Below are 16,265 nucleotides of genomic sequence, written 5' to 3' on the forward strand. Positions count from 1 at the left end.
TAGTAAGTGCGCCATTCCGGTTGGATATCCAATTCGCGAAACCACGGAGTGGTTCGGGATACAGGCCATCGTTGGAAGCAGACCCATCGTTTTCGCGAGACGGAATCCTGGTGACCAAGTTCAGACAAGCGATGTCTTTATCCAAGAGGGAGAAGACGCTGTGCCTCCTGAGATCGTCGAAAAAAACTCCAATGTAACAAACCTGAAAAATCGACTTAATCAGCTTTCAGCTCTTCCCAGCTTAGACTTCGGCTTGACTGAAGGACGTGTCGGCTTCACTGCACGCCCAAGTTTCCGAGACATGATTGCGTTTTGCTACCAACCGCAGCACGTAATTGCAAATCCGTTCACGCTTTTCTACCGAGCGGACACGTCTGAACATCGCGAACGGCTGAAGACGATATTTCCATTGGTGCTGGGAGCGATCAGTAACGAACATCTCGCTTTGCGTCGCGAGTTACGCGAACTCGAAGCCGAGATCCAGAGAGAGGAAAGGAAGTTCCAGAAGCTTCTTGACGCTGCGAACGATTGGCGTAGCCGTGTTTCAGGATTGTTTCTACAGGCCGTCGAACTTGGGCTGATTGACAACAAAAATACCTCGAAATGGAGTGCCTCTGAATACATAGCCGTATTACGGGACTTGCCTGATTCTGTAAGGGAGAACTCGATTCCCAAACTAAATGAAGGACTTACTGCAACGTCAGTCGCACAGTTGACTGACTTGCGTAACCGAGAGGAGGAGGCAGCTTCAAGCTTGGCAATGCAACGAATTCACCTCGCGCGGGTGGATTCCCTTGTGAAAACGGTTGAGAGTTTTGGTGAAGAGGCGAAAAGCAACACCGATCGAATTGTGCCGCTGAAATGGTTTCGCGAACGCGTAGTCGAAAATGCCGAATGCCCTTTGTGCGGAGGTGAAGACAAGAAGAGCAAAGAGCAGATTGACCTCCTAGACGATCTCGCGACAGACTTCCAGGCAGTGACGGCGTCGGTCCAAGAAACACCAATTGTTCTTGACAAGGAAGTCTCCGAAACCAAGGCAGCAATAACTAAGCTGGAACGAGCACTAAACGACATTCGTGTTGAACGGCGAGCCCTCGAAGACAAGTCGAATGAGCTGGCAAACCGACGACAGCAACTCGTTGAAGTATACCGTTTCGTTGGAAGGTTAGAGCAGTCGCTCGAGAATGTTGCGGAAACGGATATCGATAGCGAAACGCAGGCCACGATCAACCAACTTCGGATACGAGTAGACGAGATTCGAGCAAGATTGGATGCGAATTCAGAAAAGACGCGACTTGACGATTCAATCAATCGAATCCGTGGATACATTCGAGATTTTGCAACGATTATCGACCTAGAACGAAAGGACGATCCCGCAACTTTGGACATAAGCGAGTTGACGATTCGCGTTGCTGCCGAAAGTCGACGTGACTACCTATGGGAGATTGGAAGCGGAAAGAACTACATGGGTTTCCATGTGAGCACTATGCTTGCATTGCATTTGCGATTTAGTGAATTAAAGGATAATCCGGTTCCTTCATTTCTGGTTTTCGATCAACCAAGCCAAGTTTACTTCCCAGAGAGGTGGCCGGGGGATCCGGACCCGAACGACCCAGAACGATCTACGTTGTCCGCTGAGGAAATCGAACAATACAAAGAAATCGGAGAAGTGCACAGAGTGTTCCGTGCGTTTGCAGAGGCAGTCACGAAGAGCAAGTCACTCCAAATAATTGTGACAGATCATGCGGGGCCTATTACGTGGCGAGGAATTGACAAAGTTCACCTTGTGGAAGAATGGCGTGGCGAGGCGGACTTTTTAATCCCAAACTCGTGGCTCGCCGAACGTCGCTGATCCCAGTTGCTGGCGTAGCAGGTCGGCCTGGCGTTCGTTGTGAAGCGATTACGCAGCGTTCCAGGACGCTATTCCCATTACATTCCATGGGCTGTTAGGTCGTGAGGTGGGCGCATGCAAACCGGTGCCGAACTGCTCCGGTGGAAGACACCGGAGGGTGGAAGCCGTAGCTTTTGCCGGGGCATCGGTGGATAGAACCTTTCTCTGAACTCACCCTGCAGATGCGCTGCTGGTGGTTTGGGAGCTCTAAAGTAAATTCTGAGATCGGTGATCGGGCGATTGATGGGGATTCGCTGAGCGGGCTGATTCTTGCCGAATGGGTTCGCTTTCACCCGCCTGGACCGGGGCCGCAACCTGCCGCAAATTCTTGGAATGCTGCGGCGCTTTTATTTCGAGCTTGCTCGAATCAAGCCGATAGGTTGGTGCCCACGTCGGTGCGATAGGCGGAGGCCGCCGGGACGATGCCTGCCAGCAAGCTCAGCCCGATCACCAATGGCAATAGGAACAACTCGTATTGCGAGATGCTGAACAAGCCGACCGAAACACCCGTTCGCGATTCAATGAGGGGGCTGGCCAGATAGATTCCCAGGTGAGCCAGGAACCAACCCGCGACGCCACCGATGAGGGCGATGATCAAGCTTTCAAACAGAATGATCCAAGTCACGCTGCCTCGGCGGGCGCCCAAAGCACGCATCACCGCGATGTCTCGTTTGCGGTCATTCATGGAGTTGTAAATCGCGACCAAGACACCCACCGCGGCCACCACGCAGGTGATCAACGTGATTGCCAACAAGGCCTGCATCAATGGTCCCACGATCATCGACATTAACTTGTTGATCTCGCCAATCGGTGTGGCGGCTTCCGCGCGAACGCTTTCCTTGATCCGATTCTGAAGCTGGGGAGCCATCATCAAGTTGCCGTTGCGAACCAGGATCGACGTGACTTCGCGTTCAGGGATCGTCAGCAACAACGGTTCGTCTGGATCAGCGTTGGTCGCGGATTCTGGCAACACGATGACGGCGTCATCCGGAATCGGTTTCGCGTGGCCTTCGAGCAAGTAGAAACCTTCCATGTTCACAAAGGCCGCACGGTCGTTGGGCGTGCCGGTGGAATCCAAAACGCCAACGATCTGGAACCCCTGCCCGTGACCTTTGCCGTCGGGGTCTCCGTGCGTTGGATTCATCACATCGCCCACGCCGACTCCCATCTCGTCAGCAACCCGAGCACCCAGAACACATTCGTAGTAGCTGTTTTCTTCGTTGTGATATTCGAAGTTGCGACCTTCGCGAAACGTGAAGTCTTGATCCACGTCCGGTCCGTGTTTCAGCAGTTCAAAGAAGTCCGGCGTGGTCCCGACGACTCGGAATTCGCCGAAGTAGTCACCCAATGCCAGTGGAATCGCGTAGCCACCTTTCATGTAACCTGCGTACACGCCATCTCGCTCGCCCAAGGCGGGATCGCCGCCGAAGGTGCGGACCATCTCGGCGCGTTCTTCTTTGGTGAAGAACTCCATGTACTCGGTGTAGGGCAGATTCTCGATGGGTTGGCTGAGGTAATAAACCGCGTTCAGCGTCAACTGCAACGTGCTGCCTTTGGGACCGACCACCAAGTTGTAGCCCACTGATGCGTTGCGAACGAAAGCTTCGCTGATGATGCCGTAGATGGACATGACCAACACCACCAAGGCAACGCCGAGTGTCAATGAGAGCGTGGTGAGGAAACTGGACAGTGCACGGTAGCGAAAGTTTCGCCAAGCGATGAATAGAAGGCTCATGATCCGGCTCCCATGGGTGAGAATGCACGGTTGATGTCTTCCAACTTGTCGCAACGCTGGAAACGTTGCGCCACATCCATGCTGTGTGTGACCATCAAAAGAGCGATGCCTTCGTCGCGGCAGGAGTCCATGATCAGATCCAAAACGGTTTCGGAACTGGCGGGGTCCACGTTGGCGGTTGGCTCATCCGCCAAGAGCAACTTGGGCCGTCCGGCGAGAGCTCGTGCGATGGCAACACGCTGTTGTTGTCCCACCGACAACTGGCTGGGCCGATAGCCGGCTCGGTCCGCCAGTCCAACGCGGTCCAGCAAGTCCGAGGCACGAATTGGATCCACATGCCCGCTGCCGAAAGTCATCCCCAGCTTGACGTTTTCCAACGCGGTGAAGGCGGGCAACAAGTTGAACGTTTGGAAAACGTAGCCGATCGTTCCCGCACGGAATCGATCGCGACCTTGTTCGCTCAGTCGAGTCAGTTCCAGGTTGTTGATGCGAATCGAACCGGACGTGGCGGTCAGCATTCCCGCGATCAAATGCAGCAGGGTCGTTTTGCCGCCGCCACTTTGCCCGATCAAGGCGACTTGTTCGCCCGCCGCGATTTGAAAGGACGGGATGTCCAGCACCGTCAATTCGCCTCCGTTGGGTTGGTCGAATCGTTTGATCAGATTTTCAATCTCAAGCATGTCGCAGTCTGAGTTGGGTGGGGGAACCGGCGTGGTTCGGGGGCAGGTGTCGGGCCGTGGCTATTTGCGACGCATCGCCCGTTGCAAACCTCGGTCGGCGTCTCGTTTCTTCAGCGTTTCGCGTTTGTCGTGCAGCTTCTTACCTTTGACCAATCCCATCACGCATTTGGCCAATCCTCGGTCATTGAAGTAAACGCGCAGGGGGATCAGAGTCAGCCCGCGTTCGTGGGCTCGGCCCGCGAATTTGTCAAACTCCTTGGCGTGCACCAGCAATTTTCGGGGGCGGCGTGGATCGTGGTTCCACATGCCCGCGTTGTTGTAATGAGCAATGTCCGAACCCACCAACCACAGTTCGCCATTGGTGACGCGAATGTGGGCTTCATCCAACGACAGTTTGCCTTCGCGCATGGATTTGACTTCGCTGCCCATCAGCATCATGCCGCACTCGATGCTGTCTAAAATCTCGTAGCGGAACTTGGCTTTGCGATTTTCCGCGACCGGGGTGATGTTCGGCTGATTCTTTTTTGCGTTTTTGGCTTTGCCCTTGCCCGACTTTTTACCGGCCGCTTTTTTGGCGCCAGCTTCGGTCAAGGTCGGTTTCTTTTTGCTTTTGTTCTTGGACATGGTCGTGATTGTATCGGGATCCCGCGAAAGCAGGATGGGGCGACCATTTTCGTATCGCTTGTGGCCCATTACACTGGGTAGGTCGGCATGGGTTACGAATCTTCAAATCGAACGGTTCAGCTACCCGACGCCCGCAACTGATTTTTGATTTTTTGCCTATCACCCGGATGGACGCACATGGCTTTTCGTTTGCCAGTTGTCGCCGAACCAGAAATGCCCGTGGGGACCGATGTCAGTTCGACCGGTCGATTGCCGCGATGGCTCAAACGGCCGATCCCCAAATCCAATTCGAATCACCTGACCGATTCGTTGATGGAAGAATATGGGCTGGAGACCGTCTGCGACAACGCGAAGTGTCCGAACCGGATGGAGTGTTACAGTCAGCAGACTGCGACCTTCATGATCTTGGGCAATGTCTGCACGCGGCCATGTGGTTTTTGTGCCGTCAGTCGCGGACGTCCACCGGCCGCTCCCGCCGTGGATGAACCCGAACGCATCGCGAAAGCGGCGGAACGTTTGGGATTGAAACACGTGGTCATCACCAGTGTCACGCGAGACGACTTGCCCGACGGCGGTGCGGATCACTTTTATCAATGCGTGGTCGCGGTTCGCGAGCGGACCGGTGCAACAACCGAGGTGTTGACGCCGGACTTCGTGCATTGCAAGGACGCTTTGGCTCGCGTCATCGAAGCCAAGCCCACGGTGTTCAATCACAACATGGAAACGGTCCCACGTTTGTATCGACGCGTGCGTGGCCCCAAAAGCGACTACGCCTGGACGTTGGGCATGATGAAAGACGTCAAACAATACGACGCCGACGTCAAAACCAAGAGCGGTTTGATGTTGGGATTGGGGGAAGAACGTGGCGAGCTGCTGGATGCTCTGTCCGATCTTCGCGAACACGACGTCGACTTCTTGACGCTCGGGCAATACCTCCAACCAGGCGACAAGTACTTGCCCGTGGTTCGCTATGTGCCACCCGAGGAATTCGACGAGTTGGCTGACATCGCCAAGTCGATGGGATTCAAGAAGGTCGCCAGTGGCCCGTTTGTTCGCAGCAGCTACCACGCTCGCGACATGGCGGAAACCGAATAGTCAACAACGTGGGCATCTCATCCGTTGACGTTGTGTTGCCGACGGATGAGTTCGTTTGTTTGGACGATGTCCAAATCGCTTCGTCCGTGAGTGGTTTGGCCCGAGAGCGACACAAGCCGTGAGCGAATCAGGCAGGGAGCGGGCTTTAACGCTTCAGTGCCGCGTCAACCTGTTCGTCTGACAAGCGACGCGCCGCAGGAAACAACTCGCTCAGTGGCAGGGCTTTGTCTTCGGTGATTCCAAAGGACTCGGCGACACCAGTCGCCTCTTTCGTTCCGAGCCGAGCGTTCAACTCAGTCGACTGAATTTTCTGATCGCCGTTGGTGTCGATGGCGTGCCAAGCGGAGCAAACCGCAATGGCTTTGACCAGCATCTGCGTGCGTCGCTCCAGGCCTCGTTGTTGCCGATCCATGTTGGCCGGGGCTGCGGATGTTGGCGACTCGCCGGAGGTCTCCGTTTCTTCAACCGGTGCAGGCGTCAAAGCTGCGATCAGAGCGGGAATCAGTTCGTCGCGAGTGATCTTGCGGTCGCGGTTGGAATCCAGGGAGACCACAAATTCGGCGTTGGTATTGATGTTGGACTCGGGTGTTGCAGCCGCGCCTCGCCCACGTCCCTGTCCGCCGCCGCGTCCCTGACCACCACCATGACTGTGCCCGCCAGGACCATGCCCACCGGCGCCTCGTCCGCCAGCGCCGCGTCCGCCAGCGCCGCGTCCGCCACCGCCGGCACCCTGGCCACCTCGATTTCCACCACGGTTACCACCGGCACCTCCGCCGCCATGGTTGTGGCCTCCGCCACCGGAGTCCATTCGTGAACGCAGCTCGGCCCAGGCTTCGCTGTATTCTTCGAAGGTGACCTTGTTGTCAGAGCTTGCTGGTTGGCCGCTCATGTACGCGTTGATCTCGTCGCCTTCCCAAACACCGTTGCGATCGCGATCCATGGAGTCGAATTTGGCCCGGATCTCTTCTGGTGAATTGGGGGCAACATGGCCGCCGCCGCTTTGTCCGCCGCCTCGAGCGCTTGCACCCGCGCCGCGTCCTCCTCGTCCGCCTCGACTTCCACCCACCGCATCGGGCGAATCGATTCCTGAGGCCCGCAACACCTTGACCAAACCCAACAGCGAAACCGAGTCCGCGTTGGGTTCGCGGGCGGTTTGTTGGATACCGGCCCACAAGGTTTCCGCCATCGCATCGGCTTTGTCTTCGATGGTGGGTGTGGGCTGATCGTCGGCGAATGATTGAACGCCGCTCAGCATGACTGTGCCGAGGAACGTTGCGGTACAGGCGAATTTGCGACCGCGATTGGTGGATGGCTTCTTCATGTCAAGATCCTTGTGCGTTGGTGTCGATCGTTGTTTGCTGAACGGACTTCATCGTCAAAGCGTCACTGGGGGCTGCCGTTGCGATTGACGCACCGCGGTTGCCGCCTCCTCCTCCGCCACCGCGACCACCGCGTCCGGCACCGGTGGTCATGGAGTCATGCATGTTCATCGCAAGCATGGCGGTGAAAACAAAGCTAGCGATCAACACGCCGGCCCCCAGCATTCGCGTGCGTTTGACTTGCCACCACATCATCAATCCGGAGACACCCCAGAACACCATCGACACAAACATCACATCGACGATCAACGCCCACACCCAGCGGACATCCCAACCGGGCGAGTAGTGGCGAGCCAGGTGAAGCCGTTGAAGAAACGATTTGGTTTCCATCTGTGGTCTTGAATCTTCACGGATCGAGGTGATGCCTCCGTTGCCCATGTTCCAAGTCACGATGCACGGGACTCCGTCGGCGATGGCCGCGAATTCCAGCGATGGCGAACGTCGACCTGTAAACGCTTCGCCGCTTTCCAAACCGAGCTCGTCGAGCACCTTGGGCACCGAGTTTTTCGCAACATCGAGTGGACCGCCGGGGACGGACGCTTGGAAGATGCCCGCGAGTGGATTGAGTTTGGGTTCGTCGTCCGCTGCCTCATCTTCCTTCACCACGTGCGTGGTGCGGATTTCACCGTCGCCAGTGTGTGGGTTGACCGTCACCTGATGCGACGCGGATTCGGTGTTCACGGTGTAGCTCAAGAAGCCGGTGAAACGCGGCGAGCGCGCGTCTGACAACTCGATGTTCGGGCCACCAATCAGAAACGATTCCAAGTTCATCTCTTCCACAACAGATGCCGCCAAAGCATCGGGCGTCGGTAAATCGCGGAGCGATCCATCGGACAGGTCCGCTGCGGCGAACGAGCGAACTTCATCGCCGGTGAACAAACGCGGATGATTGAAGAACCAACCGGTGAAACCATACAGCAGCACGAACGGGAACATGAAGATCCCCGAGTACAGGTGCGTGCGACGGACCAGCATCAGCGAAGATCGTCCAAGCTTTCCGTACCAAGTTTTCTTCTTGGGTTTGCGTTTGGGCTTCGTGGAAGTCGTTTGCGCTGGCTTGTCCGCGAGCCCACTGTTCAAAGTGGTTTCCGACTGGGACTCAGGGCTTTCGATGGTGGCTGACATGACGTTCAAAATTCCGTGGTGATTTCACGACCGCGAACGGTCCACAAGCCTCGGTACAGTTCCAGTTCGATGCTGTCGGTGATGAAGCGAACGCTGCCGTCCGCCAAACCGATCATGACGCCGCCTTCGTGTTGGCTGCGTGGTCCAGCGGCCATGTAAGCGCGGATGGAAAGGTCAGGCAGCGCATTGTTGGGTGTGTACCAACCGTTAATCGATCCGCCACCGCTGCCGAAGCCCGAGATCCAAGCGGTGTTGCGAGTGCCGGACCAGTTGGTATGAGATTCAATGAACGTTCGCGGATCAGTGTTCCAGGTGGTGTCACGAAAGGTTTGCATGTCAGAAACATCGCGTCCCGATCCTGTCGCGATGTACTTGCCGCCTAAATGAAATGGGATCTCGGTCAAATCCGATCCCGGACCCATCAGGGTTTCCGCGACCAAGATGGTGTTGGAGGTCCCGTCCAAGATGTCTCGGAAACGAGTTTCGGAATCGACCCAAAACAGACCGTCGGTGGCGCTGCCCATGTCGACGTTCTCGTCAGTGCCGGTTCCAACGTTCATCGAGTAGTTGAGACCGGCATGTTCCCAACTGTAAGAGTTGCGACCTCGCGTGTAGGTCACCATCTTTTTGGGCGGAACATCGTCACTCGGGCAGTTGTAAAACGGAACCACCGTCGCGGCGGCGACATCATTCGGCGGGTTGAATCCTGCGGTGGAAGCAGCCCGACCCAAACCGGCTTCGAAGTCGATCACGTCATAGAGTCCGGCCTGCTCCGCATAAGGAAGCAATTGTGCTTGGACGCTCCATCCGTTTGAAATCGAATCGCCGATTCCGGGGAATCGTTTGAAGGTTGAGTGGTAGTTGTGAGCGGCGAGCGAAACTTGTTTGACGTTGTTGCTGCAGCTCATGCGGCGGGCTGCCGCACGGGCGGATTGGACCGCGGGAAGCAGCAGGCCCACGAGCACGCCGATGATGGCGATGACCACCAACAGTTCGACCAGGGTAAAACCGGATTGGGATTTGCGCAAAGCTCCGCGCATGAATTCTTCCTTTTGCTAACGTTTGAATCGTTCGATCGAACTTCACAGAACGATCGTGGCGGTCCGACGTTGGCTGGCGAGGGAAGGCTCGTCTGATCCAAAGGCGGGAGGCAAATGAAATTGCCTGGAATCGGATCAGGACACCGGGAGGTGACGCTTCGTTGGCTTGCTACGTGATCGGTAGATGAATTTTGATATTGAGACCGAATCTCAATAGCCGGCATTTTCCACAAGTCACTGGATGTTGCAAGCTTCACTCTGCAAACATTTCGCGAAAGGTTGTAATTTTCCTGTCGAAATCGACCGTTCGCGTCGCTAGGAAAGCAAGCCGACCAGCCAAGGTGCCGCGACGGTGATGAGGACCAAGGCAACCGGGTAGGCCGCGACGTAGCTGGTCGCCGGTTGGCTGGAGTCCGTCGCACCGGTCAAAACCGCCAGCCCGGGAGTCGACGTCATTCCGCCGCAGGTTGCCCCCAGTGATTGCCAAAGTGTTCGTTTGCCCAGGAACCGTGAGCCGCAGAAGCCGACCAGCAACGGGATGATCGCGACCGCCGCCGCAGCAACACACAGCAGCAAACCGCGTTCGCGAAGGACCTGCATGACGTTCGCCCCCGCGTTCAATCCGGCATCCGCTAAGAACAATGCCAATCCGCCCTCCGTCATCAACAACATTGCGGCGGGTGGATAGGAGCCTCGGATGGGACCCAGACGTCGAAAGTGCCCCAAGACCAGCCCAATCATCAGCGGGCCGCCGGCGACTCCCAACGACATCGACACACTGCCGAACTGCAACGACAGTTTTCCCAGCAAGATTCCCGCGACGATACCCGCCACCAACGAGAGCAAATCCGTTTCATTGACGGTTCGAGGCCGGTGCCCCACCGCCGTCGCGATGGACGCGAGCGCATCAGGTTCGCCCACCGCGGTCAAGGTGTCGCCAAACTCCAATCGTGTTCGTGCGGAAGGAACGAATTCGACGTCGTGTCGTTTCACGCGAACGATCGTCACGCCGTACTTGGATCGAAGCCGGAGTTCTTTCAACGTGCGGCCATAAATTTCAGGCGAAGTCACCACCACGTAGCGACGTTCACGATCAGCGTCGACGACCGGATCGGCGACGTTCATCCATTCGCCCAAAGTCTCCGAAACTCGATGCAGATCCGCTTGCTCACCGACCAGCATGACTTCGTCGCCCATCTCGAATTGGTAGTCGGGCGGTGTTGGACGCCAGCGGCCTTCCCGTTGGACGCGAGACATCTGACAAGGTGAATCGGCGAAGGCGACGATTTCGCTGGGACGTTTTCCCGCGACGATCGGGTTGGCAATGCGGACGACGCCTCGACCAATGTCGTGATCGCTCGTCTCCGGCAAGTTCATCTTGGAATCCGACGAGTCCTCGGTTTCCTTTTGGCCAAACGCTTTGATCGCGACTTGCACGAACAGCACCACCGCGATAATGCCAATGGGATAGGCGACCCCAAAGCCAACGGCAACCGACGACGGATCATTCGCGGATTCGGTGATGGCGCCGAGTGCGGGTGTGCTGGTCATCGCCCCGGCCATCAAACCGCCCGCGAGCTCGGCCGGTAAATCCAACAACCGCGCGCAAATGTAGGTCACGATCACTCCGGTCAGGACAATGCTCGATCCGGTGATCGCCATCGCACGGCCGTGAGATGCCAGGCCTCGAAAGAAAGTGGGGCCGGCGGAGATTCCCACGCAGTAAACGAACAGTGCCAAACCCAACGTTCCGAAACCGCTGGGGATCGTCCATCCAAAATGCCCCGCGAGAAGCGCGACAAACAAAATGGCAGAGGTGCCGAGCGAGATCCCTCGAAAGGATACGCGGCCCACCAGCAATCCCAGTGCGATGACGCCGAGTAATACGAGAATGGAATTCATAATCTCCGTGACCCCAGGACTTGGAATTTGGTCGGACGATAAGAGTGATCGACCAAATTCACAACCTGTTGCAAACAAATCTCTGGCGAAGATTTGGCTAGGTCATGATCGTGACCCATAGCCGCGAGTGACGGCGGGCCTCAAGAGAACTGCAGCAGTCGCCGATGCAGTGTCGGCACCAAAACCAAGGCCAAGAGCGTCGCCCCGGCGACACCCCCGGCGATGGATACCGCCATCGGAGGCCAGAACCCGCCGCCATCCAAAATCAACGGGGTGAAACCAGCCATGGTGGTCAGCGTCGTCGCGACGACGTGTCGAGACGTATGCATGGTTTCCTGGACGGTTGCTTCGACGTCACCTTCGCGAGCGGCCGGGTTGGCTCGGATGCCGGCCAGCACAACGATGGAATCATTGATGGCGACACCGATCAATCCCATGGTGCCAATGATCGCCATGAAACCAAACGAATAACCGCTGATGGAAAGAGCCGCCAAAGCCAAGCCGATCGATAGCATGGCGACGACCGAGATGATGCTGGCCATGCGAAAGGAACCGAATGAGAGCACCAACGTTGCCAGCATCAACACCGCCAACACGCCAACGGTCGAAAACAAATTGCCAACCGCATCGTCACGTTTGGATGCTTCGCCGCCGAATTCGACGGAGTAACCCGCGGGCAGTTGCAATGGGTTCAAAAGCAAATCTTCTTCCAGTTGCGACTGAACCGAACTGGGCAGAACTCCCGCATCCAAAAACGCAGCCACTTCATTCATTCGTCGACGGTTCAACCTTGGAATGGCGGCCGATTCCGGTTGCAGGGTGGTCTCCGCGAATGCGGACACGGGCGTGCGTTCAGGCTGGATTGAGTTTCGACCGGTGCCCGTCGATGTCAGCATCAGGTCCATGCTTTCCAGTCGCCCCAGGTCGCCTCGGTGGGAAGCGTCGACGCGAACGATGATGGGGAGTTCTTCGTTTCCTTGAAGCACGCTGCCGCCGCGTTGCCCATCCAAAGCGGTCGCCAATTGTCTGGACAACTCGCCGGGCGTCACGCCGGCTTGTGCGGTCAAGGCGTCGTCGACGTCCAACGTCAGTTGCGGCAACACTTCGGACAGATCTGTTCGCACCGCCACCACATCAGGAATGCGACTCAGCCGAGCGCGAACGTCTTCGCCGATCTCTCGCAAGACCGTCAAATCGGGACCAAACAAACGCACCTCGATCGGGGCGGCAAACGGAGGCCCTTGTTCCAGTTGTCGAACGAGTACTCGTGAGGACAGCACTTCCTGATCGAGTTTCCGTTGCAATTGCCGAATGACGGGCGTTGGGTCACGCCCCTCCGCGATCCGCACCAACCCTTGCGCGAAGTTGGCGGTCCCCTGCCGATTCGCGATCACGTTGTAATAAAACTGCGGGGCACTTTCGCCGTAGAACCAATCGATCCGTTCCGCACCCATCTCTCGCGTCAGTTCGTCGACGACCTGGACCGTCTCTCGAGTTTTCGCAAGCGACGAGGTGGCGTCGCCTTCGACGGTGATATGAAATTGATTGCGTGAGCTTGGCGGAAAGAATTGTTCTTCCAAAGTGGCTGACAATGCAAATCCGAGAATCGGTAACGCAAATGCTAACGCCAGTCCAAACAGTGGGCGTTTCACCGCGGTGCGGACGACTGATTGGAACAGGCCGGCCACTCGCGGAAGGCGAAGGCCATGGTTCCACCAGTGCAATTGTTTGCCGTCGTTGGCACCGGTTGTTTCTGTTTCCTTTGACTCTGCTCGCGGAAGCACTCGTGCGGCGATTGTGGGAATAACGGTCAGCGCCAGGAACAGTGACGATGAGATCGCCAAGATCACACTGATCGCGATGGAGCCAACGAACTCGCCCGCGGGACCAGGCATCAAAGCGATGGGGGCGAACGCCAGAGCCGTGGTCAACGTCGAACCCAGTAGTGGGACGGCCAAATGGGAAACGCTTTGCGTCATTGCGTCGCGAGGGGAGGTTCCTTTTCTTAATCGAGCCTGCACTTCATCGACCACGACGATCGCATTGTCGATCAGCAATCCCAAGGCGATGATCAAACCGGTGATCGACATTTGATGAATGGGAATCCCGGCGATTCGCAAACCGAACAAGACCATCAAACTGGCCAGCGGCAACGTGAGTGTGACGATCAAGGCGGAACGCCAACCCATCAACAACCAGATCACAGCGGCCACCGCCAACGCACCCAACAAGAGGTTTTGGGTCAGCGATTGCAGACGATCATTCACGTAGTCGCTTTGTCGCAGGATCGTGTCCAGCTCAATGCCGTCGGGCAGCGTTTGAGCGACTTCGGCCAGCACGGTTTCCGCTCGATTGGTCCAGGTATCAATGCGATAGGAGGGCCGCACCATCATGCCCAATACAACGGCTTCGCGACCGTCGATCCGCGCGGCCGTGGCGGGCGGGTCCGGCAGCGACAATTCGATGGTTGCGAAGTCACCGAGCCGCACGTCCGTTCCATCGCCCGCGCGAATTGGAATCTCGGCGATCTGTTCCGTGGCGTCGAGTTGATTGCCAATTTCAATCAACATCTGCATCGGCGCGTTTCGAAGTTGGCCTGCGGTCCCCTTAGCATCGTACGAAGCCAACCGTGTGGCGACGTCAGAGGGAGTCAATCCAAGTGACGCCAATCGCCGCGGATCCAATCGCACGTCAATCTCTTCGCCCGGATCGCCGAAACGATCAATCGAATCCGTGCCTGGAAGGTTCTGCATGCGGTCTTGCAGGTCCACGGCCAATCGCCGCATCAACCGGGTGTCGGCGGGGCCGTTTCCGGTCCACGTCAGCCCAATGATCAACGCGTAGGCTCGCACCTCCAATTCGTCAAATTCAGGACGACTGGCGTCCGGTGGCAACGTCGGCAGCGAGTCTTCGATGCGACTGCGGACGCGAGACCACACCGTGTCGGTTTCGTACACCTCGTCGCGTAGTTCAATCGACAGGGTGCTGATGCCGACGCGGCTGACGGACCGGATCTCTTTGATTTCCTCGATGTCACGCAGTCGGTCCTCGATCTTCTCGGTGACCAATGCTTCGACGCGTTCCGCGGCGGCTCCGGGCAAGCGTGTGTTGACCAACGCCACACGCCGCGCCAGCACCGGATCCTCCATTCGAGGCAAAATGGCAAGGCTGCTCAGTCCCGCGACCAGAACCAATGCCAGAATCAGAACGAGCAGTCGACGATCATCAAAGAAACGTTCGGCCGTCGAGGTGATCCAGTCCTTTCTCGTCTGAGTCGAGGCCGCTGCGTTGTTGGTCGAGGGCGAGTCGGTCATCGAGCCTTCCGTTCTTCTTCGGAGGAACTCGAGGGGGCGGTTCTCCAAACAGCGACGGCGCGAACGCCCGGACCGACCCGCTGGGTTCCTTCGATCACCAAAGCGTCCGTGGTGGCGACTGGACCGGAGACAAGCGACATCTGCCCCGCGGTACGCAGAACTTTTACGTCACGTCGTTGGATCGAAACGACCGCCGAAGCGTCGGGTGGTATTTGCGGGAAATCCATGTTTGATTGGCTGGTCCGTTGCGTTGCATCCGCATCGATCTGCGGTTCGGCGACGTAAACCGACCATAGCCCGCGAACACCTCGGACCAACGCCGCTGTCGGCATCCAGAAAGATTGCATTGCGTCGCTGTCTTGATTCACAATCCAGTTGTCACGTTGAGTCTCTGTTTGCGACCAAGGAATCCAAAGCGTTGCTGTGTTGCCGATCAAAGCGATGGAGTCTCGTTCGGATGCCTTTTCCGTGGAGACTTGGGCGGCATGAAGTCGCAACTCGATCCGGCGTGTCCTTGTGATCGGATCAATCTGAGGCTGCATGCGAATGATCGAGCCCGGAATGGATTCCTTGATGCCTCGTTTCCCGATTGAAACTTTGAGTGAATCGTTCAATCGAAGACGGTCTGCCACGTCGACTGGAACGCCAAAGGTCGCGTGAACCGGTGGAGCCTCTAGGATTCGCAGCACGGGTTGGTTGGGCCCGATGATCGCTCCTTCGTCAAACAAACGTTCCGCGATGACACCGTCAAATGGCGCAATGATTTGGCTATCGGCCCGGTCGACTTCAATCTTTTTTCGCGTCGCCTTGGCAGCTTCCAATCGGGCCGCCGCAGCGGCAATTTGTTCTTGTCGTGTGCCCTCACGAAGTTCGCTCAGCGTCGCCATCGCCGCGGCTTGATCGGCTTTGAGTGCGTCCACGGCGTATTTCGCATCATCGAATTCTTGTTGGGTTCCGGCGCCGCGCCTGCGCAGGGATTCCTGACGCAGGAACCGATTTTCAGCGGCCGAGATCTGCGCCGAAAGCTGATCGACGCGTGCGGCGGCCGCATCAATGGTTTGCTGGCGAGGGCCCGCGAACGCTTCGTCCAAAACCGCTTTGGCGGAGGCAACGTCCGCGTCGGCGGTGGCGGCTGCTGCGTCCAGGTCGGAGATGTCGATGCGGGCGAGCACGTCACCTGCTTTGACTGTGTCGCCTTCGTGCACCGCGACTACCACGAGTCGTCCGCCTCGTCGCATCGCCAGGGAACTGTCGCGACGGGCGATGATCTCACCGCGGTATTGATGGAACAATTCCGGGCCTTCGATGGAACCTGCTTCGGCAACTCGAACGTGCAAGCGTGGAGCGGTTTCCTTGGACGCTTGCTGTTCCGCCGCCGGGTCCAACGCGATGACACCGGTGCCCAAGACAATCGACAGAACCGTCGCCAGAACAAGGAAGGTCATCACTAGCGTGATTGATCGGGTGGGCCATCCACGAT

At 57.3% G+C, this 16,265-nt stretch carries 11 protein-coding genes; 2 read left to right on the top strand and 9 right to left on the bottom strand.

Annotated features, from left to right (window positions below; all coding sequences use genetic code 11):
• The first annotated feature begins 160 nt into the window (after nucleotides 1-160).
• A complete protein-coding gene (locus LOC70_RS24550) occupies nucleotides 161-1,852 on the top strand; it encodes a DUF3732 domain-containing protein (protein WP_230255922.1) in 1,692 nt (563 codons plus the stop codon).
• Nucleotides 1,853-2,258: 406 nt separating this feature from the next.
• Here the strand turns inward: LOC70_RS24550 and LOC70_RS20965 are convergent, their stop codons facing one another.
• The 3 genes from LOC70_RS20965 to smpB are packed head-to-tail and all read right to left on the bottom strand — an operon-like array spanning nucleotide 2,259 to nucleotide 4,930.
• Complete coding sequence (locus tag LOC70_RS20965; RefSeq protein ID WP_230255923.1) at nucleotides 2,259-3,626, bottom strand: ABC transporter permease; 1,368 nt, start codon at nucleotides 3,624-3,626, stop codon at nucleotides 2,259-2,261.
• Nucleotides 3,623-4,306 (bottom strand): ABC transporter ATP-binding protein, encoded by a 684-nt coding sequence (locus LOC70_RS20970; RefSeq protein ID WP_230255924.1) that lies wholly within the window; start codon nucleotides 4,304-4,306, stop codon nucleotides 3,623-3,625. Before LOC70_RS20970 ends, LOC70_RS20965 begins: the two co-directional genes overlap by 4 nt.
• Before the next feature lie 60 nt (nucleotides 4,307-4,366).
• Nucleotides 4,367-4,930, bottom strand: a complete 564-nt coding sequence (gene smpB / locus LOC70_RS20975) for an SsrA-binding protein SmpB (RefSeq protein WP_230255925.1) — start codon at nucleotides 4,928-4,930, stop codon at nucleotides 4,367-4,369.
• A gap of 144 nt (nucleotides 4,931-5,074) precedes the next feature.
• Between smpB and lipA the strand changes: the two genes are divergently transcribed.
• Nucleotides 5,075-6,025 carry a lipoyl synthase gene (lipA, locus tag LOC70_RS20980; protein WP_230255926.1) on the top strand — a complete coding sequence of 317 codons (951 nt, stop codon included), beginning with the start codon at nucleotides 5,075-5,077 and terminating at the stop codon, nucleotides 6,023-6,025.
• 145 nt (nucleotides 6,026-6,170) lie between these two features.
• Here lipA and LOC70_RS20985 read toward each other — a convergent pair whose 3' ends face one another.
• The 6 genes from LOC70_RS20985 to LOC70_RS21010 all read right to left on the bottom strand — a co-directional run bounded on the left by LOC70_RS20985 (nucleotide 6,171) and on the right by LOC70_RS21010 (nucleotide 16,230).
• Entirely contained in the window at nucleotides 6,171-7,346 is a 1,176-nt protein-coding gene (locus tag LOC70_RS20985) for a hypothetical protein (protein WP_230255927.1), read from the bottom strand.
• Nucleotide 7,347: 1 nt separating this feature from the next.
• The gene (locus LOC70_RS20990) at nucleotides 7,348-8,529 is read right to left on the bottom strand and encodes a PepSY domain-containing protein (protein ID WP_230255928.1); all 1,182 of its coding nucleotides are present in this window, start codon (nucleotides 8,527-8,529) and stop codon (nucleotides 7,348-7,350) included.
• 5 nt (nucleotides 8,530-8,534) lie between these two features.
• Nucleotides 8,535-9,569 carry a DUF1559 domain-containing protein gene (locus tag LOC70_RS20995; protein WP_230255929.1) on the bottom strand — a complete coding sequence of 345 codons (1,035 nt, stop codon included), beginning with the start codon at nucleotides 9,567-9,569 and terminating at the stop codon, nucleotides 8,535-8,537.
• A 315-nt stretch (nucleotides 9,570-9,884) separates the two neighbouring features.
• The gene (locus tag LOC70_RS21000; RefSeq protein WP_230255930.1) at nucleotides 9,885-11,471 is read right to left on the bottom strand and encodes an aspartate:alanine exchanger family transporter; all 1,587 of its coding nucleotides are present in this window, start codon (nucleotides 11,469-11,471) and stop codon (nucleotides 9,885-9,887) included.
• 140 nt (nucleotides 11,472-11,611) lie between these two features.
• Entirely contained in the window at nucleotides 11,612-14,785 is a 3,174-nt protein-coding gene (locus LOC70_RS21005; protein ID WP_230255931.1) for an efflux RND transporter permease subunit, read from the bottom strand.
• Nucleotides 14,782-16,230 (bottom strand): efflux RND transporter periplasmic adaptor subunit, encoded by a 1,449-nt coding sequence (locus LOC70_RS21010; RefSeq protein ID WP_230255932.1) that lies wholly within the window; start codon nucleotides 16,228-16,230, stop codon nucleotides 14,782-14,784. The genes LOC70_RS21005 and LOC70_RS21010 overlap by 4 nt, the downstream gene beginning before the upstream one ends.
• Between the last annotated feature and the right edge of the window lie 35 nt (nucleotides 16,231-16,265).

This window comes from Rhodopirellula halodulae (assembly GCF_020966775.1).
Taxonomy (GTDB): domain Bacteria; phylum Planctomycetota; class Planctomycetia; order Pirellulales; family Pirellulaceae; genus Rhodopirellula; species Rhodopirellula halodulae.

Coding starts and splice junctions, on each gene's coding strand:
- LOC70_RS20965 (WP_230255923.1), bottom strand. CDS start 3,626: ATGAGCCTTCTATTCATCGCTTGGCGAAACTTTCGCTACCGTGCACTG.
- LOC70_RS20970 (WP_230255924.1), bottom strand. CDS start 4,306: ATGCTTGAGATTGAAAATCTGATCAAACGATTCGACCAACCCAACGGA.
- smpB (WP_230255925.1), bottom strand. CDS start 4,930: ATGTCCAAGAACAAAAGCAAAAAGAAACCGACCTTGACCGAAGCTGGC.
- LOC70_RS20985 (WP_230255927.1), bottom strand. CDS start 7,346: ATGAAGAAGCCATCCACCAATCGCGGTCGCAAATTCGCCTGTACCGCA.
- LOC70_RS20990 (WP_230255928.1), bottom strand. CDS start 8,529: ATGTCAGCCACCATCGAAAGCCCTGAGTCCCAGTCGGAAACCACTTTG.
- LOC70_RS20995 (WP_230255929.1), bottom strand. CDS start 9,569: ATGCGCGGAGCTTTGCGCAAATCCCAATCCGGTTTTACCCTGGTCGAA.
- LOC70_RS21000 (WP_230255930.1), bottom strand. CDS start 11,471: ATGAATTCCATTCTCGTATTACTCGGCGTCATCGCACTGGGATTGCTG.
- LOC70_RS21005 (WP_230255931.1), bottom strand. CDS start 14,785: ATGACCGACTCGCCCTCGACCAACAACGCAGCGGCCTCGACTCAGACG.
- LOC70_RS21010 (WP_230255932.1), bottom strand. CDS start 16,230: ATGACCTTCCTTGTTCTGGCGACGGTTCTGTCGATTGTCTTGGGCACC.